The 23,172-nt window shown below is 43.0% G+C and carries 22 protein-coding genes and 3 pseudogenes; 15 read left to right on the top strand and 10 right to left on the bottom strand.

What is annotated here, in order from left to right; all coding sequences use genetic code 11:
• Positions 1 to 59: 59 nt before the first annotated feature.
• The 8 genes and pseudogenes from QMZ64_RS07385 to QMZ64_RS07350 form a co-directional block, all read right to left on the bottom strand.
• Positions 60 to 231 (bottom strand): annotated as a pseudogene (locus tag QMZ64_RS07385) (DUF8096 family protein).
• Positions 232 to 847: 616 nt separating this feature from the next.
• Positions 848 to 1,060 (bottom strand): DUF3967 domain-containing protein, encoded by a 213-nt coding sequence (locus QMZ64_RS07380; protein ID WP_301441219.1) that lies wholly within the window; start codon positions 1,058 to 1,060, stop codon positions 848 to 850.
• Between the two features lie 53 nt (positions 1,061 to 1,113).
• Positions 1,114 to 1,623 (bottom strand): DinB family protein, encoded by a 510-nt coding sequence (locus tag QMZ64_RS07375; RefSeq protein ID WP_301441218.1) that lies wholly within the window; start codon positions 1,621 to 1,623, stop codon positions 1,114 to 1,116.
• Between the two features lie 365 nt (positions 1,624 to 1,988).
• Positions 1,989 to 2,780, bottom strand: coding sequence for a DUF817 domain-containing protein (locus tag QMZ64_RS07370; RefSeq protein WP_023857306.1), 792 nt, complete (start codon positions 2,778 to 2,780; stop codon positions 1,989 to 1,991).
• A gap of 110 nt (positions 2,781 to 2,890) precedes the next feature.
• Positions 2,891 to 3,112 (bottom strand): helix-turn-helix domain-containing protein, encoded by a 222-nt coding sequence (locus QMZ64_RS07365; RefSeq protein ID WP_020451161.1) that lies wholly within the window; start codon positions 3,110 to 3,112, stop codon positions 2,891 to 2,893.
• Positions 3,113 to 3,122: 10 nt separating this feature from the next.
• The gene (locus tag QMZ64_RS07360) at positions 3,123 to 3,605 is read right to left on the bottom strand and encodes a DUF2975 domain-containing protein (protein WP_301441217.1); all 483 of its coding nucleotides are present in this window, start codon (positions 3,603 to 3,605) and stop codon (positions 3,123 to 3,125) included.
• A gap of 553 nt (positions 3,606 to 4,158) precedes the next feature.
• Positions 4,159 to 4,491, bottom strand: coding sequence for a hypothetical protein (locus tag QMZ64_RS07355; protein ID WP_020451163.1), 333 nt, complete (start codon positions 4,489 to 4,491; stop codon positions 4,159 to 4,161).
• An 11-nt stretch (positions 4,492 to 4,502) separates the two neighbouring features.
• Positions 4,503 to 5,929 (bottom strand): annotated as a pseudogene (locus QMZ64_RS07350) (lipase).
• A 107-nt stretch (positions 5,930 to 6,036) separates the two neighbouring features.
• Here QMZ64_RS07350 and QMZ64_RS07345 point away from each other — a divergent pair.
• The 3 genes and pseudogenes from QMZ64_RS07345 to QMZ64_RS07340 all read left to right on the top strand — a co-directional run bounded on the left by QMZ64_RS07345 (position 6,037) and on the right by QMZ64_RS07340 (position 8,045).
• A complete protein-coding gene (locus QMZ64_RS07345; RefSeq protein ID WP_483298498.1) occupies positions 6,037 to 6,258 on the top strand; it encodes a hypothetical protein in 222 nt (73 codons plus the stop codon).
• Positions 6,259 to 6,463: 205 nt separating this feature from the next.
• Positions 6,464 to 6,777 (top strand): annotated as a pseudogene (locus tag QMZ64_RS23290) (MafI2 family immunity protein).
• Between the two features lie 413 nt (positions 6,778 to 7,190).
• Complete coding sequence (locus QMZ64_RS07340) at positions 7,191 to 8,045, top strand: DUF1672 family protein (RefSeq protein ID WP_301441216.1); 855 nt, start codon at positions 7,191 to 7,193, stop codon at positions 8,043 to 8,045.
• Positions 8,046 to 8,304: 259 nt separating this feature from the next.
• On the opposite strand, the gene QMZ64_RS07335 is transcribed toward QMZ64_RS07340, so the two are convergent.
• Positions 8,305 to 8,493, bottom strand: coding sequence for a YkvS family protein (locus tag QMZ64_RS07335; RefSeq protein ID WP_003181225.1), 189 nt, complete (start codon positions 8,491 to 8,493; stop codon positions 8,305 to 8,307).
• Positions 8,494 to 8,635: 142 nt separating this feature from the next.
• Between QMZ64_RS07335 and QMZ64_RS07330 the strand changes: the two genes are divergently transcribed.
• From QMZ64_RS07330 to QMZ64_RS07305, 6 genes are all read left to right on the top strand, one after another.
• Complete coding sequence (locus QMZ64_RS07330; RefSeq protein WP_371268714.1) at positions 8,636 to 8,854, top strand: hypothetical protein; 219 nt, start codon at positions 8,636 to 8,638, stop codon at positions 8,852 to 8,854.
• Positions 8,855 to 9,082: 228 nt separating this feature from the next.
• Complete coding sequence (locus QMZ64_RS07325) at positions 9,083 to 9,682, top strand: cell wall hydrolase (RefSeq protein ID WP_265627182.1); 600 nt, start codon at positions 9,083 to 9,085, stop codon at positions 9,680 to 9,682.
• A 179-nt stretch (positions 9,683 to 9,861) separates the two neighbouring features.
• Entirely contained in the window at positions 9,862 to 11,202 is a 1,341-nt protein-coding gene (locus QMZ64_RS07320; RefSeq protein WP_075753111.1) for a polysaccharide biosynthesis protein, read from the top strand.
• 63 nt (positions 11,203 to 11,265) lie between these two features.
• Positions 11,266 to 11,757 (top strand): endospore biogenesis thiol-disulfide oxidoreductase StoA, encoded by a 492-nt coding sequence (stoA, locus tag QMZ64_RS07315; RefSeq protein ID WP_265627181.1) that lies wholly within the window; start codon positions 11,266 to 11,268, stop codon positions 11,755 to 11,757.
• Positions 11,758 to 12,012: 255 nt separating this feature from the next.
• Positions 12,013 to 13,920 (top strand): heavy metal translocating P-type ATPase, encoded by a 1,908-nt coding sequence (locus QMZ64_RS07310; protein WP_301441215.1) that lies wholly within the window; start codon positions 12,013 to 12,015, stop codon positions 13,918 to 13,920.
• 176 nt (positions 13,921 to 14,096) lie between these two features.
• Positions 14,097 to 15,191, top strand: a complete 1,095-nt coding sequence (locus tag QMZ64_RS07305; protein ID WP_105978966.1) for a M24 family metallopeptidase — start codon at positions 14,097 to 14,099, stop codon at positions 15,189 to 15,191.
• Positions 15,192 to 15,261: 70 nt separating this feature from the next.
• Here the strand turns inward: QMZ64_RS07305 and QMZ64_RS07300 are convergent, their stop codons facing one another.
• Complete coding sequence (locus QMZ64_RS07300) at positions 15,262 to 15,396, bottom strand: hypothetical protein (protein WP_003181237.1); 135 nt, start codon at positions 15,394 to 15,396, stop codon at positions 15,262 to 15,264.
• A 479-nt stretch (positions 15,397 to 15,875) separates the two neighbouring features.
• Here QMZ64_RS07300 and QMZ64_RS07295 point away from each other — a divergent pair, with 479 nt between their 5' ends.
• The 6 genes from QMZ64_RS07295 (at position 15,876) to ptsP (ending at position 23,164) form a co-directional block, all read left to right on the top strand.
• Positions 15,876 to 16,601, top strand: coding sequence for an NPP1 family protein (locus QMZ64_RS07295; protein ID WP_243940030.1), 726 nt, complete (start codon positions 15,876 to 15,878; stop codon positions 16,599 to 16,601).
• Positions 16,602 to 16,810: 209 nt separating this feature from the next.
• Positions 16,811 to 17,782 carry a LacI family DNA-binding transcriptional regulator gene (locus QMZ64_RS07290; protein ID WP_265627179.1) on the top strand — a complete coding sequence of 324 codons (972 nt, stop codon included), beginning with the start codon at positions 16,811 to 16,813 and terminating at the stop codon, positions 17,780 to 17,782.
• Positions 17,783 to 17,914: 132 nt separating this feature from the next.
• Positions 17,915 to 18,760, top strand: coding sequence for a glucose PTS transporter transcription antiterminator GlcT (glcT, locus tag QMZ64_RS07285; protein WP_265627178.1), 846 nt, complete (start codon positions 17,915 to 17,917; stop codon positions 18,758 to 18,760).
• A 222-nt stretch (positions 18,761 to 18,982) separates the two neighbouring features.
• A complete protein-coding gene (ptsG, locus tag QMZ64_RS07280) occupies positions 18,983 to 21,079 on the top strand; it encodes a glucose-specific PTS transporter subunit IIBC (RefSeq protein WP_265627177.1) in 2,097 nt (698 codons plus the stop codon).
• Between the two features lie 100 nt (positions 21,080 to 21,179).
• Positions 21,180 to 21,446: a phosphocarrier protein HPr gene (locus QMZ64_RS07275; RefSeq protein ID WP_003181247.1), complete on the top strand. Its 267-nt coding sequence runs from the start codon at positions 21,180 to 21,182 to the stop codon at positions 21,444 to 21,446.
• Entirely contained in the window at positions 21,446 to 23,164 is a 1,719-nt protein-coding gene (gene ptsP / locus QMZ64_RS07270) for a phosphoenolpyruvate--protein phosphotransferase (RefSeq protein WP_243940034.1), read from the top strand. Before QMZ64_RS07275 ends, ptsP begins: the two co-directional genes overlap by 1 nt.
• Positions 23,165 to 23,172: the final 8 nt, after the last annotated feature.

Genomic DNA, 23,172 nt, shown 5'->3' with positions numbered 1-23,172 from the left:
TGAATGGGATGATGTCTTGTAAATAAAAAAGACACCGGAAAACCAGTGTCTTAGAGATTTTATATGCTTTTTTTCATACCGCACTGACGGCACTCACGTAGGAAAACGCCGTCCTTCGCCGAAATTTAAACAGCGTATAATCGCAGTTATCGCAGCCCCCGTAATGGCGTCAGGATACTCTTTATAATCGTAAACAATCGTCGTATCATAGCCTCTTGTTTCGTAAACCATTCGGCCTCAACCTCCAACTATTAGAATGCGACAATAGTGCGTTCAATTCAACGCATTCAAGGAACGAAGGAATCCGCAGTAATCCGTTTTCAGTCTTGACCCGGTGTTTGACGCGGCACCCAACCGGCTCAATATAAACGTACTTCTCCGTTTCTTTCGACGTCTTTTCTCTCAGCGTGTAGCTTCCGCCGCGCATCCTAAGGCATAAACTCCATAACGCCGGCATACTGGCCGTCCATGTCGAAAGAAGCAGCGCATTGTCTTCCTTGCGCAATCCCTTGTCGCGTGTTTTAACTTTTATTTTATACATTCGAATGAATAATCTAAATTAAGAGTCCCTAATTCTACAGTGGGATTCCCTCCTGAATTAAAGCAATTTTGAGAGAGAGTTTGTATTTCTTTATTATTGAAAAAGCTTTTAGAAAAAATTAAAGACGCTGTTATCACGAGTGTGAAAGGAATTATTATAGATATCCGAGGTAAATTTGTTAACTTCTTTAATTCATTCAGATAGTTATCCTTCCATTATGAGAGTTTTTCTCTTATTATCACTTTTTTGTTTTAAAGTTTCACCCCATATTTTCACTAGTTCATTCAATAAACTTAACAAGGAAGATCATTTCCAGAATTGCCACCACTTTTTCTTGCGGACGGCGGCCAGCATTTTTTGAGTTTCCTGGGATTCACGAAGGGATTTCATCAGCATTTCGTCTCTTTCCTTCTGCCGTTGCTCAAAAAGTTCAATGCGTTCCAGCATCATTTTATTGAATTCCTCTTGTTGTTTGACAAATTGAGATAAGGCGTGATCTATTTTCAGGCCGTCCAGCATATCTTTTAGTCTACACAGTGGCCTGAACGTAACAGATACGCAGTTGTTATCTATTATTGATCTATAGAAAATTCTTTTTCAGGCAGTCCCAAAATATCTGTATTATTAGGAATATAACCAAGCAACCGTAACATTGCTACAATTTGCCCCTTATGATGAAACTCATGCGTAATAGAATGGACTAGTAATTGGTGTGGTGTTTTTTTTACGATTCCACTGCCCGCTTTCCAAGAAGGCTCTTTTTCGATAAAATCATCAAATTTCTCAGTGAATTGTTCAAACACAGTATCCACATATATATCAGCCTGTTGAAAATAACGTTGAATATCTTCTATCTGCATATTATGGAGTGCTTCCTTTGTTATGAGTGGTGAAGTTGTTTTTGAAAGCACAAAAGAACCCAGGCAAGCATGATAACAACCAGCCACATGAACTAAAGAATCTCTTATACTTTGAAAACCAAATCCAAACTCTTTTGTAAAATCATTTTTATTCAATACTTTACACTGGTCTAGTAAAATCTGTCTTGTTTGTTTCACCCAATCATATTCGTGTTTTTCCATCACTATCCCACCCCTTAAAAACAATAAATATCAAAATATTCTTCTAATTATACACAAAGGTGTACCATCATTAAATGCTTGATTTAATCGAACTTTAATGCAGGCAAATCAAGGCGCTCTATTTTGAGGGGGAAAAGATACATAATAATGATACATAGCCAAGTGCGACCGATAAAATGAAGAAATTGAAGAGTTTAAAACTGCGAAAATACATATGGGAAATCATTGAAGAAAACATGACGGTATATACATCCCGACAAATAATAAGATAATGAGCTAAGAATGCAGAGACCAAGATTGCGAATACTAAAAATAGACGCCAACTATGGCGTCATAAACTCCTTGATACCCTTTAAAATAAAGAGTTATAAAAATTGACCGGCATCCACTCTAGTGGAATCTTTCTCCTTAACCAGTTTTAATGTGGCCACGATTAGAAAGCTGACAATCACTAGTAAGAGCCATGAACTCACTTTTCCTAGATGAACGAGACTCCACGCGCTGGTTTGGTTTGGATATGTCCAGGCTCCAAAAAACGTTGCGATATTTTCGGCTATCCATATAAAAAATCCGATGAGCACAAAAGAAAGTGCGAGCGGCATACGGTAACGAATTCCATTAACCTCGTATATGACCCATGATTTCCAAAAGACAATTACTACAAGTCCAGATAACCAAAAGCGGACGTCAATCCAATAATGATGGAGGAAAAAATTCAAATAAATCGCAGCGGCAAGAGGTACAACGACAAAAAACGGCGGCCACTTAACCAGTTCAACCTTAAGCCTCCTCCACGCCTGGCAAAGATAACTGGCGACACTTGCATACATAAAGCCGCTATATAAAGGTACTCCGAAGATTTTGGAATAACCTTCCTCTGGATAAGACCAGGAGCCCATTTGCACCTTGAAAAGTTCAAGAGCTAGTCCAATAAGGTGGAACAATGTGATCACCTTTAGTTCATCCCGTGTTTCAAGCCCGGAATACACCATCCACCACTGCATGAGAAGGCAGATAATGAGCAGCCAGTCATACCGCGGCAGGAAGGGAAGAGGGATGATTTGTGTAATTGCCAAAGAGGCAAAAATAACGACAGGAAATAAACATGACAAGGACTGCTCCCAACCAAAACGAACGAGTTGATTTAGTGCTCTCATCATGTGTGCCTCCGAAGTTTTTTTCTGAATATATGCGAGGCCAGCTTAGTATTGCAGCTAAACAGATTTACGGGTATGCGCATAAGATCACCGCCGAATAGGCTAAATTTTTAATCATGGGTGTCTTCATCACTTCGGTATTCCAAAATATCTCCGGGTTGACATTCTAAAGCCTTGCAAATCGCCTCTAAAGTTGATAATCGAATAGCCTTTGCCTTTCCGTTTTTTAATATAGAAAGATTCGCCATTGTGATTCCAACCCTCTCAGAAAGTTCCGTTACGCTCATTTTTCTTTTAGCAAGCATCACGTCAATATTGATAATAATTGCCATTGTTTTCACCTCAGACTGTTAAATCATTTTCTGATTTTATATCAATCGCTTCTTGCAATAGCCTTTGGAGAACAGCAGCAAAGACGGCGATAACCATTGAAGCAAAAATAAGGACCAGTCCGATTAGTATGATGCCAGGAGCGTCGTCCATCTCCGCGATGAGATAGAAGAGCGGCATGCCTGCCGCTAATAAAATACTGATGGTGATTGCACAGTATTTTATATTCTTTAAAGCCCGTACAGACAATTTCGAGAAAGCTTTATTGTGGTCAATATAGCTTAAAAGTTTAAAGGCTTGATACAGAGCAAAGTAAAAAGGTATCGCCGCTGCATACAAATCGATATAAACGAGATATTTCAGATAAGAAATATCTGGATACAAATCAGCTGCAAAATTCGCTATCTTCGGCACGAAAAATATGCACAAAGCAAGAACTGGGATTCCAATAAGAATAACAGACATCTTTAAAAAGAGTGTTGATCCCCGTTTCATTAAAAGCACCTCACTTATTTTGTCGATTTGAATTTAACACATTATTTATCGTTTTACAATAAAAAAATATTGATAAAGGTAATTTTATTGTTGTTATGGTATGATACCTTTTTGATTTTAGACAAGCGTTTATAAAGCTAAGCAAAGAAATACGTCAGCGGAGTATACATCACCTCTTTTGGACATTTGCGGCTTCCGCCAAACGAAAAGATCAAGCTTAAAGGGTCTCGAACGATAGCTTATATGAACGCAGGTTCGAGACAGTCAATGAATTGAAAAACGCTGGTTATGCGTTAGTTAACCGGAACTCAGCAGAACCATATCGTCAAATAAATCCTAGGGTGAAAAAGCTCATACGTACCATAAAGGAATATGTGTCAACAAGGAGACAATAAAACAGCTTCCGATTGGCATGTCTTTGCCCATAACGTGAAGACTCGGGTTGAAGTCGAGGAGTTATTTGAGGTGAAGACCGAAGACGATTAGTGTGGTGAAAACAGAAAAGAGAATGTTGTTAGATTTAAATAAAAATAAGACGCCAATTAAGGCGCCTTCATCTCGTCTTAAATCCATTCACAAAACTTTCTCCGTCCTGCTCCGTGTTAATAAGCTGCTGGGCGCTTTGGCTGATTCGTTGAGCAAGCGCCTCTTGCGCTTTTCCTTCAAAGCTGTAGAGAAGCGATGAATAGACGCTGTTCATTTCTTTTTGTATATCGTCTATCTTAAACTTCGGTCTTAGTGTCGTTTTAATGCCTTCAAGCTTCGTTGCGGCTGATACCCTCATGCCCGTTTTCAGCATTTGAAGCTGATTGCGCCGTATGAGGAGCGTATCTTCTTGATCACCGTTTAAGTTGTTGAGTGAGGCTAGTTTATTGAAATTTTCCATTATGTCATCTCCTAAAGCTTAAGCCAGTTTGCCAGCATTTTATCTTTTGATTTAAAATCTTTTGCGATCTGAGCAAGGTACCTGCTGATGTCTTCTAAATCTGAAATCGTATTTTGTAATGAGGCGATGTACGCTTTTTCGGCATGAACATCGTAAAAGAGCGGATTGCCTTTTTTGTCAAACGACTGCGCCAGGTTTTTCAGCGTATTGTTTACATCTTCGAGTGTCAGCTTGTCGTATAGACCGTGGCCGACTTGACGGTAGGTATCGTGTTTCAGGTCGTTGATCGCAGCGTCGTGTTCCTGATAAGCGTTTTCGGCTTCGCGTTTCATCGTCCGCAGATCGTTGATCATCACATTTACTTTTTGCGCGAGCTGTTTGGCAACTGCGGGTGTTACTTTAATTGCGCCACTTCCGGATGCAACTTCCGGTGGGAGCATCGCTTTTAAATTTTTGTCATAAACGAGCTCATCGCCCTCTATATTTTGAACGTTGCCGTTTTCGTCGAAAGAGAAATTATTGCTGCCGACCCAGTGTGTATCGGGATTTTGAAAGATTAGCGTATTTGCGAAATACAGAAGGTTTCTTCCGACTTGTTGGAGTTTATTACCGTCAAGCCTTTTTCGCGATTAGCCATTGCGATAGAAGGATCTTTTGTGTAAATAGTAGTTCCATTGTGGCGATCAAATTCGTCCCACCAACCGGCACCGACCATATCATCCGGATTGACAATTGACTTTACATAAGGGTGATAGTCTCTGTTATTAATTTCCTTTTGTTTTTCCTCTGAATGTAATTTTACAATTGATGGGCTGTTAAATGAAACAGAGTAAATATCATTGTTGACTGCGCTGTATTCCGCCTCTGCGCCGCCGAGAGAATGTCCGGTTGTTGAAATAATCGTTGAGGTACCTTTATACTTTTGTTTGACTTCCCGCACAAGTTGATCGGCTTGATCGATTTGCGATGTTTTTGTAATTAATTTATAATCTCCGGACTCAAGCATGGCAGTTTGTTCCATCGAACCAGTATATCTCCCAAGTGTCGTAGATGTATCTTTCGCATCTTTCTTGACGACATATTGTGTTTTATCTTTAGGATCGTTTCCTAAGACAATATGGTTAACGTCCGCTTGTTCTACGTCACTTAACGGGTCCTTTCCTGGATCTGTTCCAGCAAAAGCTACAACGACGTTTTTCGGGTTATCGGATTTTACCCACTTGCCATTTCTCTTTTCGGCTTGTGACAGAACAACCGCATCAAGTCCGGTGTCGTCGTCGTTTCGAACGCGCTCAACGTACCAACCAATCTTGTTTTCTGTTACAATTGGCGTGTTACGTTTTAACTTTTCTTTAAGTTGATCATACTTATACGCATTTCTGCTTAATGAATAAAATGTGCTATCCGACAAATTTGGAACTTTTATGTTTTTACTCATACAAACCCTCGCAAATTTAGTGTAAAATGGTCTTGAAAGGATGAATAACTTTGAAAAAATACCTTATTATTCTAGCTTTAGTAATTATAGCAGTCGGAGGTTTTATTGTGAAGAACAACGCACAACATAATGAAGAAATTGAAGAGTTTAAAACTGCAAAAATACATATGGAAAAATTCTTGAAGTCAAATTATGAAGGGATAGATAGTGTTCAGTTCGAGGATAGATATGAAATAGATCCAATGGGGGCGTACAGGTGTTTGGGTATTATAATAAAGATAAAAATAATAAATTTGATGGTATATACGATCCGTCTAATGATAAGATAATGAGTCATAGTGTTGACGCTGTTATGAAAAAAGAGTGTAGAGATAAAGATTGCGGATATTAAAGAACCCTTTTAAAATGAGTGAACCTTTTTCCTTACTTCTACAACGTTCCCATGAATAGCCGGAACGATTTAGCTCAGCTCAATCTTGTGAGGAAGGGTATACTTTAGAAAAAGCTTAATATACTGAGGTGAATATTGAAAATATGGATTCGGCATTGAATAATTTAATCATCAGTTGCCATTACGCTTTATTGGGGGCAATTCCATACAAATTAAGGGGACTCGCAGTCAAGTTAGAAAATGAAACGTTATACTGGAAAGGCTATTTTAACGGGAACCGACAGACGATGAAATAGAAATGCTGAGCGTAGCTTGTACAGAGGTACTTGCTGACTTTCCACATATTAAGGACTGTGAAGAAGAGTATATCAATCATAAGTTTCCTTTAAAAATGGATAAATTACAGTTTTGGGCATTTTTAAGATGGGAAGACAACGAGCATGATGAAATAGGATAAGCTGTAAAACACTTTATTATTATTTTTTACGGAGTTTGGTGTCAAGTGTAATAAACGAAAGGTGAATTCATTTTAAGGTTATAGGGATTAAAGCTTTAATATGCATAGTTGGTTATCGGGAAACCACTTTCAAAAACGCACAAGTTCACAATAATAAAAAGATATTCATGTTGATTAGGCGTGCATCATTGCATGTCTATTCTTTTTGGAAAGAACTTTTACCTAGAACTAAAGAACTCAAAAAGCGAGAATGACACAAATTTTATTAGTTCTATTGTCTTATTTTTTATACGTAATACCAAAAATACACTTCAAATGATTTATAATGAAGCGTGCCTAATAATTAGCAAACATGGAACGTGATTCAATAAAAACGTATAAGGTCATTGCAGTATGAACTGGAGGATACATTTTTGAAATATAAAAAAGCAGCAGCGCTTGGAATGGGTTTACTTTTATTTATAGGCGGATGTCAGAACAGAGAGGATTCTGAAATTAGCGTCCAAGATTACAAAGGACAAGACTTTCATATTCAGAGCAGGGGTTATCAGAAAGAAACTGCTGAGGTCGCAGAAGCGCATCGAGATGAGGTTGAAAAAACTGTAAGAGAGTATTTCTTGGATCAATATAGAACGAAGGTAAAAGTCCATAACATTGTCGGAGGGCATGGATTTGTTACGGTGTATGCTGAATCGGTCGGAGAATTGCATTTCTACACAAGCGCAAAAATTAAAATTGATTTGGACAAGAAAGAGGTGCAGACTGACGCGATCAGCTCATCGGAGTTCGATGTGAAAGACTCGATTACGAGCGCAATATACGCATTGGCTTTTGAAGACGAATTTGCCGCGCTAGATTACTATTTAGAGAAGCTGACAGAAGAAGAACCGATTGTAGGCAAAACGCAGGCAGCTGTTGATAATACAAGCGGTAAGGGATATCAGACGCCATATTATGCTGTTTCTTTAACTGCTGATTGGAAGGATGACCTTTATTCAGCATATTTAGAGAACCCGAAAAGAAGCAAACAAGACTGGCAGGAAAAATTAGAAGATGAAGAAATCACCCCAAAATCATGTGATATCAATATACAGTTATATATGAAAAAAGCACATACAAGGCCAAGCGAACGCATTTATAATCAAGTGGTGCAGGATATCGAAGACATGGAAGATCTGGCTCCAGGGACATACAGCATTTACTTGAATGACAATAGGATCGATAAAAACTTAGGATATAATCGAAGAAAAAGCACGCTTGGACGATAATGTCTTCCTAAGCTGATCATGTATTGATATGAGCCGGAAAGCGGTCAGCATTTCATTCCTCGCGGTCGCCGGGTTTTTCAGCTGTCTAGTTAAAAGTAAAGTCGATTACGGCGATTTGCGCAAACTTTTTCGGGACGTGTAGGGAAAAGTGGAAAAAAACCGCCGAAGCCGGGTGGCAGGCGGTTTTTCCTTTTGTAGAAAAACTTGTGGAAATAAAGCTGCGTGGAAATCGTGAATATTTGCTGTAAAGGGCGGCTGATTAATGCAGGGAATCTTTAATAATTTTATAGTTTTTATGATTGACGACGGTTAAGGAGTCCAGTTCCAAGTCTCTGTAGTTTTCCATAATCGTGACATCGACGATCACAGAGTTTTCGTTTACTTTCTCTACGATTCCGGTGAGTCCGTTTTTAAATTCGATGACGTTCCCGACTTTTGCAATTTTCAAGTGACTTCCTCTCCTTTAAAGTAAATTAACCTATTGAAAGTATTTTGCAATATTTTCTTGGAGAAGTAAAGCGATTTGGGAAGCGGCATCACTATTGTTGTACCTGGTGTGACTTAATGTTATAGTTAATTAGTTAAAGATGATGAGAGAAAAGGGGAGAGAACAGGTGACAGAGCAAAATGCCATCGATCAGATCGAGCAATTAAGGTCAGGGAGCATTCATGAACTCCATGTGAAAAAAGAAGATTTTCTTTCTTTCAGAGCCATCTTAACAAAGCAGGAAGATTTTAAGCATTTTCGCGGCATTGCCCAGCATGGCGGAGATATTATATTTCAATATATGAAAGAGGCAAGAAGCTGAAAAAGGCTTTCTCAGACCGGCTGAGAAAGCTTTTTTTATTTGTGTGAAGCCATATGTTTCTGGAGATTTTGGTGTTTTCTGCATGAAATCGTCCGGCCGTCTGCAATAATGTGACAACCGGACGGTTTGATGGAAGGCATGCCAACATTTTGGCAATGAAATCAGCGATTCGTCTTGTTAGTGTAAAACATATGTTTTTTCGATGAAGATTTGACAAGGAGGAAGGAAATGAAATCGAAATTTGCTGCGCTAGCTGCGTTTTTAATCTGCATGCTGCCGGCAGCAAGAATCGAACATGCTCAAGCTGTCATGTTGTTCTCGAAAAAAGATAAACAGGAAATGGAACGGCTGATGGAAAGCCTTAAACAGGAAGAAAATCCTGCTTTTTCTCAATTGACAGATGAAAAAAGCTTCGTTGAAGCCGCGCATCTGCCAGCTGAAGAGGAGGAGGAAAAAGAAGAGACGACAGATCTTACACAAAAAGAAAAAGATCTTTTATCAAGGCTTGTACATGCCGAAGCAAAAGGCGAGTCATTTGAAGGAAAAGTGGCTGTTGCCAATGTCGTCCTGAATCGGGTGGAAGACGGCCGATTTCCTGACAGCGTAAAAAGCGTGATCTATCAAAGAAACGCTTTTGAGCCCGTTCTAAACGGCAGCATCGAGAAAAAAGCAGACCGCGAATCAGTTGAAGCTGTGGAAGAAGCGGTAGATCAAAATAAAAAAGAAACAGACGCTTTATTTTTCTATAATCCCGACATCGCTTCTGATGACTGGATTAAAACGAGAAAAGTCGTGAAGCGCATCGGCAATCATGTCTTTGCGATCTAAAAAAGCAGTCAGGGCCATCCGCCTTGACTGCTTTTTATATGCGATTCTTTCTCACTTTTCACAGCCTAAGAAAAAATTGTTTTTGATCCTTTATGAAAATCAATTTTCAATGAAAAAGAAAATAATTTTTAGACTTGTCTCATATGATGGGATAAACCCGTGAGACAAGGAGAGACCTCATGAACCGTTTTGTAAAAGGAATCGTTCTTCTTTCGCTAGCTGCTTTTTTTGCAGAATGTCTTGAATTCGTCATCAACATGATTCTTGCGCGGGAGCTTGGCGAGCATGGCATGGGGCTCTACATGAGTGTTTTGCCTTCCATTTTTTTAGTTGTGGTGATTGCGAGCCTTGAGCTGCCTGTATCGATATCGAAGTTTATCGCCGAGTCCAGCCCGAAGCTGCACGAAAGCATGCTGAAACATGCATTGCGGATGACTGCGGTCTGCACGGTTTTTTCCACGGCAGCTGCAGTGATCATTCTTCCATTTATTCCGGTTTTTGATTCTTACCATCCTCTGATCAGAGGGCTTGTGATCGGGATGATCCCTACGGTTGCATTTACGTCGATCGCGAGAGGCTATTTCATGGGCGTTCAGCAAATGGGTAAAATCGCAACGGCGAATGCCCTGAAAAAAATCTTTCAGCTCATCGGCTTGTTTTTATTTTTTCAATGGTATTCCTTTGAATTGGATACTTCTCTTCTGATCTCATTGTTTGTCCTCGTTGCAAGTGAAGTGGTCGTGTTTGTTTATTTGTTTTCGCAGTTTGTTTTGGTCAGGCGCGCCGCTCAAAAAGGGCAGCAGATCCACTTGCGGAGAAACGATGTTTTAAAACGCCTGCTCACTGTTTCGATCCCGACGACGGGGCTGCGCGTTTTTCACGCTGTGACAAACGCCGTTGAACCTTTTTTGGTGAAGGGGACGCTGCTTGCCGCTGGCGTATCGAGAACATCGGCCATCGACCAGTTCGGCATGCTTTCGGGGGTGGCGATGACAATCGGCTTTTTTCCGGCTTTTATCGCCCATTCACTGATGGTCGTCATGATCCCGAGCATTTCCGAAAGCTACGCTTACGGACAATACGAAAGAGTGATCAAACGGATTAAACAGGCGATCTTCATCACGCTGTTTTACGGCATACCGTCCGTTATGGTGATGTATCACTTTGCAGAGCCGCTGACCCACTTATTTTTCGATTCGGTCAAGGCGTCGTTTTACCTAAAAATGCTGTGGCCGTACTTTTTATTCCACTTTTTTGCGATGCCGTTTCAGGCCTGTTTAATCGGAATGGGGTTGGCCAAAGATGCCTTTTATCATAACGTATGGGCCAGTGTCTTGTCGTTTTTGATGATGTATGTTCTCGGATCTATGCAGACATTGCAGATGACGGGGATCATCCTTGCGATGAATACCGGGATGATTTTGCTGACGGCGCTGCATTATGTAACGATTTGCAAAGAGCTGGGCGTCACGCTTTTGTTGACAAACAAATCCCGATCTCCGAGAATCGAAAGCCGCTGATTGACCCTCTTCATAGTTTTGGTTTTTGCGGGGAAGCTAATACTAAAAAGAAGGGGAGTTCATATGCGAAGAATCAGTCTTATTTACCCGCTCATCCTGGTGCTTTTTTTCGGAGCCTTCGTATTTCAGCCGCAGGCCTCTGCAAAACATGCTTCTCCGGCAGTTATGCAGATGAACACGGTGGAAGGTCAGAGCGTCGTCATTCCCGCCGAAGGCCAAAAGACGATCGTTCATTTTTGGACGACCTGGTGTCCGCCGTGCCGTGAAGAGCTTCCGCGATTCCAATCCTACTATGAAAGCAAGCAATCCGGCGTAAAGCTCGTGACCGTGAATTTGCTGAATGCCGAAAAAAACGAACAGAAGGTGAAACAGTTTATTAAAGCAAACAAGCTGACATTTCCGATCGTTTTTGACAAAAAGGGCGAAATGATGAAAGCCTACAATGTCATGACGATTCCAACGACTTTTTTCTTTAACGAAAAAGGAGAGCTGGAGAAATCGGTTGTCGGACCCATTACTGTGGAACAAATGAAAGAATGGGCAGGGAAAAGCTGAGCCGGGAGTTCAGCTTTTTTTTGGAATGTAAATGATAATTAATATCATGAAGAAATTATAATAATTATTATTTGAAAACGTAGAAAGCCGTGCTATAATGAGAAATAGAAAAGGGTGTGTTCAATGGACAAGAAGCAGTCATACCCTTTATATAAATAAAATACTTCATGTTTATGCTGCCGATGAGGCGGCAATTTGTTTTTTAAGAAGGAAATTGACGATGAATTACATTCTCAATTAGGGAGGATATTGGAGATGCAATTAGAGATCGGGAAACAATCGCAGCAGAACCGTCACACGTTTCACTTTGAAAATTGGAGGCAGCACGGAGAATTGATTGCTGCGCTTTTGTCGGGTTTGTTGATTCTTTTAGGCTGGCTGTTGTCCGGCAATGACACATTGTCCGTTGTTCTGTTTATTTTAGCTTTTTGTATCGGCGGCTTTGCCAAAGCGAAAGAAGGTATACAAGAAACGCTGGCGGAAAAAACGCTGAATGTTGAACTCCTGATGATTTTTGCGGCGGTCGGGTCTGCGCTGATAGGCTACTGGGCTGAAGGGGCCGTGTTGATTTTTATCTTTTCTCTCAGCGGAGCGCTTGAAACGTATACATTAAATAAAAGCAAACGCGATTTGACATCGCTGATGAAATTGGAGCCGGAGGAAGCCGTTTTACTTGAAGAAGAAGGAACAAGAACCGTGGCGGCAGCCGATCTTCAAGCGGGCGACCTCATTCTTGTTAAACCCGGGGAACGCATTGCGGCAGACGGGGAGATCGAATCGGGAAAAACGAGTATCGACGAATCGGCACTAACGGGCGAATCAATCCCCGCGGAAAAAAACCTCGGAGACGCGGTTTTTGCGGGGACAGTCAATTTGAGCGGATCGCTAACCGTCCGTGTCACAAAGACAAATGAAGATTCGTTGTTCAAAAAGATCATTCGGCTCGTTGAGTCTGCGCAAAACAGCGTTTCGCCGTCACAGGCGTTCATTGAGCGATTTGAAAATATTTACGTTAAAGGGGTATTGCTTGCTGTCGGACTGCTGCTCTTTCTGCCGCATTTTCTGCTTGGCTGGAGCTGGAGCGAGACATTTTACAGAGCGATGGTGTTTATGGTCGTCGCTTCGCCGTGTGCCCTTGTCGCTTCGATCATGCCTGCCGCGCTGTCCTTGATCTCTAATGGCGCAAGAAACGGCCTGCTTGTCAAAGGCAGCGTCTTCCTTGAAAAGCTCGGAAACAGCAAAATTGTTGCATTGGATAAAACGGGAACGATTACGAACGGAAAGCCCGGCGTAGAGGATATGCTTTTAGCTGCTGATATCGAGGAGCGCGAATGCTTGGATGCTGCAGCTGCGATTGAGAAGCAGTCAGGCCATCCGCTTGCCAAAGCGATTGTCGAGTATGCAGAAGCAAAAGGCATCAAACCTGCCGCAAATGTGTCGATCGAGGAGACGTCGGGGTTTGGCGTTCAGGCTCGGTACAATGGAGAGACATGGCTGATCGGCAAAGCCGGATTTGTCGGGGAAGAGGCAGCCGGGCAATTTCTCACGGCTGCTGTTCAGAAGTTTGCCAAGCAGGGAAAAACAATTGTGTTCGTGAAAAAAGGCGAAAAAATCGCAGGGTGTTTTGCATTAAAAGACCAAATCAGACCGGAAGCAAAAGCGGTGATCGAAGAGCTGAACGCGCTTGGTGTTCAGACGGCGATGCTGACCGGGGATCAGCCTGAAACCGCAGCGGCCATCGCACGAGAAGCGGGCTTGAAAATCGTCGTTTCAGAATGTCTTCCTGACAGAAAAGTAGAGGAAGCGCAAAAGCTGAAAAAAACATACGGAACAATCGTGATGGTGGGAGACGGAATCAATGATGCACCGGCCCTTGCCGCCGCTGATGTGGGGATCGCAATGGGGGGAGGCACAGATGTCGCACTGGAAACAGCCGATGTCGTTTTAATGAAAAACGAATTGACAGGACTGACCAAAATGATTCGGCTCTCCCGGAAAATGAATACGATCATTAAACAAAACGTGATGTTCTCTCTTGGTGTGATCTGTCTTTTAATCTGCAGCAACTTTCTTCAAATTCTTGATCTGCCGCTCGGTGTCATCGGCCATGAAGGCAGCACGCTGCTTGTTATTTTAAACGGCCTCAGGCTGCTGAAATCCTAAACAAAAAAACGGCTGCACATTAACGGCAGCCGTTTTTCACATCAGAACGCTTTTTGAGAAAGAGGCAACACATACATAAGCGGTGAGCAAGAGACGGGAAAAACTGATACAATGGATGTGATGCTTTTACATGTTAAATGTATGGTACGGAAACTGTCTCAAGGAGTGAAAAGAGCATGGAAAGAATTGAACAAATCTCTTCCTGGCTGAAAGAAAAAAACATATCTTCGGCTTTTATTCATTCAAAAGAAAACGTGTTTTATCTTACAGGCTTTTATACAGAACCGCACGAACGGCTGATGGGCGTTTTTATTTTTCAAGATGAAGAGCCGTTTTTTGTTTGTCCGCAAATGGAGGCCGGTCAGGCGAGAGCAGCCGGCTGGGCGTATGAGATCATCGGATACGGGGATCATCAAAACCCTTGGGAACTCATATCCTCAGCGCTTCAAAAGCGAAACGGCCAATGTTCAAAAGTGGCGGTTGAAAAAGAAACGCTTGCTCTGTCGCGCGCCGAAATGCTGCAGGCGGTCACAAACGGTGCGGAGCTTGTCTCTGCAGAAGAAAGGCTGAACCAAATCCGCGTCATCAAAGACGAAAAAGAAATCAGCATCCTCCGTGAAGCGGCCAAGCTTGCCGACTACGGGGTCGAAGCAGGAGCCGCCGCATTAAAAGAAGGGATAGCGGAAATCGATGTCGTCGCGAAAATCGAGTATGAGCTGAAGAAAAAAGGAGTTCAGGGGATGTCATTTTCCACAATGGTCCTTTTCGGAGAAAAGTCAGGACAGCCGCACGGAAACCCGGGCAGCCGCACGCTTAAGCCGGGCGATTTCGTCCTCTTTGATTTAGGCGTGATCATTGACGGATACTGCTCTGATATTACAAGAACGCTCGTGTATCAAAATGTGAGTGAAAAACAAAAAGAAATATATGATACGGTGCTTCAGGCCGAAACGGAGGCGCTTAAGATGAGCAAACCCGGTGTCAGAATCGGCGACCTTGATTTAAAAGCGCGCGGCATCATCGAAAAAGCGGGCTATGGCGATTACTTTCCTCACCGTCTCGGGCACGGGCTCGGGATTTCGCCTCATGAATACCCGTCCATGAGCCATAACAATGACGAGCTTTTAAAACAAGGTATGGTATACACGATTGAACCCGGCATCTATGTGCCGGAAATCGGAGGGGTGCGCATCGAGGATGATGTACTTGTCACTGCCGATGGAGCAGAAGCGCTGACAAAGTATCCAAAAGAGCTGACTGTCATTTCATAAAAAACGGAACCCGCGCCCGCGTGCGGGTTCTTTTTTATGCTGACGTGAATCGTTTGTCTTATTACCCGTGTCAATCCTTTGAAATGAAAAAATCGTCAAAGGAACGGAATGGTTTGATCTCGTGTTTTTCTTTAAGCGGTTTCATCGCTGCTTTTGAAGACAGTACGATAACGATACATAATAGAATCAGAATGAAGATACCCATTTTTCTTCCCCTTTCTGGAATGAAAACGTGTTCAGCACCGGTGCTGCCTTTATTCTAAATTATGAAACGCTTTCCATAGCAAGCCCTAAATCAATAAAGAAAACCCTGATGTCAGGGATTTCAGGAATTTTGCCGGGCCGCTTCATATGATTGACGCTGAAAAAGTCCTGTGATGATCGTTTGATGAAAGAATCTACTGCGTCTTTTTGTTTTTATTATGGTGATTTAGATTGATCAAAAGATAATCGGATTGCATCATTATTCTCATGTGAAAAATTTGTATACTAAGCTCAGAAGAAGGGGGGGATTAAATGGGAAAAACGCTGATGAATTAAATCTGCCGCAGACAATATCTTTTCATCTCTCATCGAGATATTTCAGTCCCGCAACGATTGCGGATTCACCCCCACAACAAATAAGCATTAAAAACTTTTTTAATGATTTGATGTCCATTACCAATGAAAGGAAGATAGCGAAGAGTGAAAACATTAGGATATGTACTGTTTTTGTCGATATTTGCTTTTGTCAGTATCGTACCGGCAGCTGACGCGAAAGTGATTGATCATGACAAAGTGCAAGGCTTCAGTGAAGTAACCCCTGTGACGATTTCTCAAAAAGCGGCCAAACGTTTTCAGCCTTATTTAAAGGTCGCAAGCGGCTGCGTGCCTTTTCCCGCAGTTGACGCACAAGGCAATACAAGCGGAGGCCTGGAGCCTACCGGAGCGCCCGAAGGCCACTGCAGCAAAAGCGTGGGGCAAGTGTACTCCCGCTCTGCATGGTACAATGGAGTATGGGCGATTATGTACGCATGGTATTTTCCTAAAGATTCACCTCTGCCTTTTAAAGCATTCGGCCATCGACATGATTGGGAAGGAATCGTCGTATGGATCGATAACCCGGCAAATCAAAATCCAAAAGTGTTTTCCATCGCTTATTCTCAGCACGGTAAATTTCAAAAAACAGCTCCAAACAACAAGATTATGGAAGGTGATCATCCGAAAATCCGCTATGATGCTCCGCAACCACCGATTAACCACAGTTTATATGTGGACAGCGCAAAGGGCGGAACCCAGCCTCTCATCGGATGGGAAGATTTGACGCCTGCCGCAAGAAACGCATTGAACACTACGGATTTCGGAAGCGCAAACGTTCCTTTCAATGATCACAATTTCACGAATAACCTTGGAAAAGCATGGTTTAGATAAAAATATTTCGTGTATCGGCTGATTGTGAAATATTTTCATATCAGCCGATTTTTCTCCGTACATCTTCTTTGCTGTTTTCTTCATATTTATAGAACCTCGAAAAAATTCCCGAAAAGGATCAAAATCCACGGCTCCAAGCGATATAATTTCTTTATGACGCGAAATGATCCGGCATGTATGAAAAGATTTGAAAGAAAGAAGGGAAACGAATGGCGAATATCAGGGAAATAGCTGAAGCCGCAGGGGTTTCCATCACGACTGTTTCAAGGGTTCTCAACGGCCACCCGTATGTCAAAGAAGAAAAACGCCAAAAAGTTCTTGAGACGATTGAACGGCTCGAATACGCAAGGAATATGCATGCCGTTCATTTATCCAAAGGCTTTTCCAATATGATAGGTGTTGTGCTGCCGACCATTGGCCTCCCTTATTTCGGCGAGCTGCTGGAAGGAATCGCTGAAGAAGCCGCGAAGGAAGGCGTTCACTTTTCGCTTTATCAAACAAATTATCAATTGGAAAAAGAAGTTTTTGCATTGGAGCAGCTGAAACAAAGACAGGTGGACGGCCTGATTTTCTGTTCAAAAGCGATGTCTGATGAAGCGCTGTTGGACTGGCATGAGACCGGTCCGTTCATCCTGTGCCAGGGCTCAAGCGAACAGCATTTTTCAACGGTCAGCATTCCGCATAAAGATGCTTTCCGATTAGGACTGGATTTTTTGATTGAAAAGGGGCACACAAAAATCGCCATTGGTTTGGCAAGGAAAAATGGCATGAACAGCCACTTTCGCCTCGAGGCATACAAGGAAGCTTTGGCCGCGATCGGGGAGCCTTACCGGGAAGAATGGGTATTCGAGCGGTCGCTGACGATTACCGACGGACAAAAGCTGTTCTCTGAATGGCGAGAGATGAAGGAGAAGCCGACAGCTGTATTTATCGCCAACGACCAAGTATCAGCCGGTATGTTTCTTGAAGCGCAGCGTCATCAGGTGGATATTCCCGGAAGCCTCGCCATTTTAAGCTGTGACAACCAGCCAATCAGTGAAGTGCTGGGCATTTCAACGATCAAAATGAATATAAAGGAAATGGGGAAGCATGCATTTCGTCTTTTGCGAAAAAGAATCGGCGGTGCCGGCCCGGAAAAACAGACCGTTCCTTACAAGCTGATCAAAAGGGCGACTGTGTAATCAAAGCATCAATCATTTTCCAGACAGTGATCAAAATTCGACATTTTTCATCAAAAAGGTCAAAATAAATTGACGCGCTTTCATGAGTTTTGTACGATATGAGAGATTGATGACAAAAAGGAGCTGAGGATCGTGAACAGATCCTTTACCGTTGAAAAGGTACTCAACAACAACGTTTTAATCGCTCTCCATGATGATTACAGAGAAGTTGTCTTGATTGGCAAAGGAATCGGTTTTGGCAAAAAGCGCGGAGATCTTATCGAACATGAGAACTATGAAAAAATGTTTATCCTGGAAAATGATAAGGAACAATCGCAGTATAAGAAGCTCCTCACTTATATCGATGAAAAAATGGTTGATATCGCCAATGATGTTATCTACCATATCGCGCAAAAAATCGGCCAGCCGCTGAACGAACACATTCATGTCGCGCTGACGGACCATATCGCATTTGCGGTTAAGCGCTTAGAAAAGGGATTTGATATGAAGAATCCGTTTTTGCTTGAGACGGAATCGCTTTATCCGAAGGAATACGAAGTCGCCAAAGAAGCCGTCGATATGATAAATGAAAAATCAGACATTCAGCTGCCTGAAGGCGAAATCGGGTTTATCGCACTTCATATCCACAGTGCGATGACGAACCGCCCGCTTTCTGAAGTCAATCAGCATTCACAACTGATCTCCAGGCTTGTCCAGGTCATCGAGGATTCGTTCCAGATGCAGGTCAACAGGGAAAGCGTGAACTATTTGCGGCTGATCAGGCACTTGCGCTTTACGATTGACAGGATTAAACGGGACGAGCCGATTCAGGAACCGGAAAAATTAATGTTGTTGTTGAAAACGGAATATCCGCTGTGTTACAATACTGCTTGGAAGATGATCAAGATCTTGCAGCAAGCGCTCAAGAAACCTGTTCATGAGGCAGAAGCCGTTTATTTGACATTGCATTTGTACCGTTTAACTAATAAAATTTCATAACGCCTTTATAACGTGTTACTGATTCGATCAGGCATGAGTGAAAAAAGGGAAGAAATGAAGACGCTGTCTTATGTTTCTCAGTGTACCCGTTTTCACCATGCCTTTTTTGTCGTTCTAAAGGCGAAATGTAAACGGTTTATTTGGATGAAAAAGCAGTCTTTTGAACGAAGTTGTCATGAATTTTTGCTGTAAGGTCAAACTATCCTTAGAGGGGGTTAAAACATGTTTAAATCGCTATTTGGCGTTCTGCAAAAAATTGGACGGGCGCTGATGCTTCCTGTTGCCATCCTGCCGGCTGCAGGGATACTGCTCGCGCTTGGTAATGCCATGCAAAATCCGCAGATGACAAAAGTCGCTCCATTCTTAACGAACAGCACCGTTCAGCTTGTTGCGAAAGTGATGGAAAGTTCAGGTGACGTCGTGTTCACCAACTTGGCGCTCCTTTTCGCAGTCGGAGTTGCCATCGGTTTGGCTAACGGCGACGGTGTTGCCGGAATCGCCGCTATTATCGGATATCTTGTTATGAATGTCACGATGAGTGCAGTGCTTCTTCAAAACGGTTCGATTCCAAGCGACGCAGTTGAAAGAGCACAGTTCTTTACTCAAAACCATCCGCAATACACGACAATGCTCGGCATACCGACATTGGCAACCGGGGTATTCGGGGGTATTATTGTCGGTGTCCTGGCCGCTGCCATGTACAACCGATTCTACACAATCGAGCTTCCACAGTATTTAGGATTCTTTGCCGGAAAGCGCTTTGTTCCGATCATTACATCGATTTGTGCATTGCTGCTGGGACTTGTCATGCTGTTTATCTGGCCGCCGATCCAAGGCGCGCTGAACAGCTTTTCGACAAACTTGCTTGCAGCCAATGAAGCGGTCGCAGCTCTCATCTTCGGAATGATTGAGCGGGCTCTGATTCCGTTCGGTCTGCACCATATTTTCTACTCGCCGTTCTGGTATGAGTTCTTCAGCTATACAAACCAGGCGGGAGAAATTGTCCGCGGTGACCAAAGAATTTTCATGGCGCAAATCAAAGACGGCGTCGAATTGACAGCGGGTACATTTATGACCGGTAAGTATCCGTTCATGATGTTCGGTCTTCCTGCGGCAGCGCTCGCTATTTATCATGAAGCAAAACCGCAGAACAAAAAGCTTGTTGCCGGTATTATGGGTTCAGCAGCATTGACATCATTCTTAACAGGGATCACTGAGCCGATTGAATTCTCATTCTTGTTCGTCGCTCCGATTCTGTTTGCGATTCACTGCGTGTTTGCCGGCCTGTCATTCATGATGATGGACATTTTAAATGTTAAGATCGGGATGACATTCTCCGGCGGTTTGATCGACTACTTCCTGTTCGGAATTCTGCCGAACCGTACAGCTTGGTGGCTTGTCATTCCTGTCGGTTTAGTCCTGGCTGTCATCTACTACTTCGGATTCAGGTTTGCCATCCGCAAGTTCAACTTGAAAACGCCTGGACGCGAAGATGCTGCCGCAGAATCCGCTGATGAAGGCAAAGAAGCAGCAGGAGATCTTCCTTATCAAATTCTTGAGGCGATGGGTGACCAAGAAAACATCAAGCACCTTGACGCTTGTATCACAAGACTTCGTGTCACAGTCAACGATCAGAAGAAAGTTGACAAAGAGCGCTTGAAAAAACTCGGCGCATCCGGTGTGCTGGAAGTCGGCAATAACATCCAAGCAATTTTCGGACCAAGATCCGACAATTTAAAATCGCAAATGCAAGACATTATGTCAGGCCGCACGCCACGTCCTGAAAAAGCTCCAAACGCTGCCGAGGAAGTAGAGCAGCAAATCGAAGAAGCTATGGTCGAGCCTCTTCAAAACGAATCAGGTGAAGAAGTATTCGTTTCACCGCTTGCTGGTGAGCTTCATCCGATTACAGATGTTCCGGATCAAGTATTCTCCGGAAAAATGATGGGCGACGGATTCGCGATTCTTCCTGCAGAAGGCACAGTTGTATCACCTGTAAGAGGGAAAGTGCTGAACGTGTTCCCGACAAAGCATGCGATCGGTCTGCAGTCTGACGGCGGCAGAGAAATTCTGATCCACTTTGGAATCGATACGGTCAGCCTGAAAGGCGAAGGCTTCACTGCATTTGTTTCTGAAGGTGACCGGGTTGAGCCCGGCCAGAAACTGCTGGAAGTCGACATTGAAAAAGTGAAGGACAGTGTACCTTCCCTGATGACGCCGATCGTGTTCACGAACCTTCAAGAAGGAGAAAGCGTGAGCCTACAGGCAGAAGGCAATGTCAGCCTGACACAGGACGACATCGTCCGCGTTGAAAAATAAATTCACAAAATGGCCGTACTTGTCAGATGACATGTACGGCTGTATGATATAATATTGTGAATGTACTAAAAGCTTTAAATTAAAAGGAGATTGATAAAAAATGGCACAAAAAACGTTTAAAGTAACTGCAGATTCTGGAATCCACGCTCGTCCAGCGACTGTTCTTGTACAAACAGCAAGCAAATATGATGCAGATATCAATTTGGAATATAACGGAAAAACCGTCAACCTTAAATCAATTATGGGTGTTATGTCACTAGGTATTGCCAAAGGTGCTGAAATTACGATTTCTGCTTCCGGCGCTGATGAAAATGATGCTCTTTCCGCACTTGAAGAAACAATGAAAAGCGAAGGTTTAGGCGAATAATGCTTGAACTAAAAGGAATAGGCGCTTCCGCCGGTATTGCGATCGCAAAAGCATATCGGCTTGAGGAGCCTGATCTAACGGTTGAAAAGAAAAACATCTCTGATTCTGATGCGGAAGTAAATCGTTTTGAAGACGCCATCGAGCGTTCTAAAAAAGAGCTTGAAATCATTAAAAACCATGCATTGAAAGAGCTTGGAGAAGATAAAGCGGAAATCTTTTCTGCACATTTGTTAGTATTAAGCGATCCGGAACTGTTAAACCCGATTAAAGACAAAATCAAATCGGACTCCGTCAATGCGGAATTCGCTTTAAAAGAAACGGCCGACATGTTCGTCACAATGTTCGAGTCGATGGATAACGAATATATGAAAGAACGCGCCGCTGACATCCGCGATGTCACCAAGCGTGTCACAGGGCATCTTCTCGGCGTTGAAATTCCGAACCCGAGCCTGATTTCCGAAGAGGTCATCATCGTGGCCGAAGACTTGACACCGTCTGATACAGCGCAATTAAACCGCAACTTTGTTAAAGGGTTTACAACAGATATCGGCGGACGGACGTCCCACTCAGCCATCATGGCGCGCTCGCTTGAAATTCCGGCCGTTGTCGGCACAAAAACGGCAACGAAAGGCATTCAAAACGGCGTAACAGTGATCGTTGACGGCATCAATGGCGATGTCATCGTTGATCCTTCCCAGGAAACAATCAGCGAATACGAAGAAAAGCATCAAGCCTTCCTGGCACAAAAAGCCGAATGGGCGAAGCTCGTCAATGAACCGACTGTCACGAATGACGGCCATCATGTGGAACTTGCCGCTAATATCGGTACACCTGATGATGTAAAAGGCGTTCTGGAAAATGGAGGAGAAGCAGTCGGCCTTTACCGGACTGAATTCCTTTACATGGGCAGAGACCAGCTTCCGACTGAAGAGGAGCAATTTGATGCCTATAAAACCGTTCTTGAGCGTATGGAAGGCAAATCTGTTGTCGTTCGTACTCTTGATATCGGCGGAGACAAAGAGCTTCCATATTTAGAACTGCCAAAAGAAATGAATCCTTTCTTGGGATACAGAGCGATCCGTCTTTGCCTTGATGAGCAAGAGATTTTCAGAACGCAGCTTCGTGCGCTGCTTCGGGCAAGTACATATGGAAACTTAAAAATTATGTTCCCTATGATCGCGACTGTAAACGAATTTAAAGAAGCGAAAGCGATTCTTTTAGAAGAAAAAGAAAAGCTGAAAGCTGAAGGTCAACAAGTTTCCGACGACATTGAAGTCGGTATGATGGTTGAAATCCCTTCAACAGCGGTGATCGCTGATCAATTCGCTAAAGAAGTCGATTTCTTCAGCATTGGAACGAATGACCTGATTCAATATACGATGGCTGCTGACCGGATGAATGAGCGGGTATCTTACCTTTACCAGCCGTACAATCCTGCGATTCTCCGCCTGATCACGCTTGTCATTGAAGCGGCTCATAAAGAAGGAAAATGGGTCGGCATGTGCGGCGAAATGGCGGGAGATGAAATCGCGATCCCGATCCTGCTCGGTCTTGGGCTGGACGAGTTCTCAATGAGCGCGACGTCAATCCTGCCGGCAAGAACGCAAATCAGCAAGCTTTCTAAAAAAGAGGCGGAATCGTTCAAAGAGCAAATTCTGTCCATGAGCACAACAGAAGAGGTTGTACAATTTGTAAAAGAAACCTTCAATATGGCATAAGCGCTTGA

Source organism: Bacillus sp. LB7, assembly GCF_030449715.1.
Taxonomy (GTDB): Bacteria; Bacillota; Bacilli; order Bacillales; family Bacillaceae; genus Bacillus; species Bacillus paralicheniformis.
This window is presented reverse-complemented; position numbering and strand designations above follow the sequence as displayed.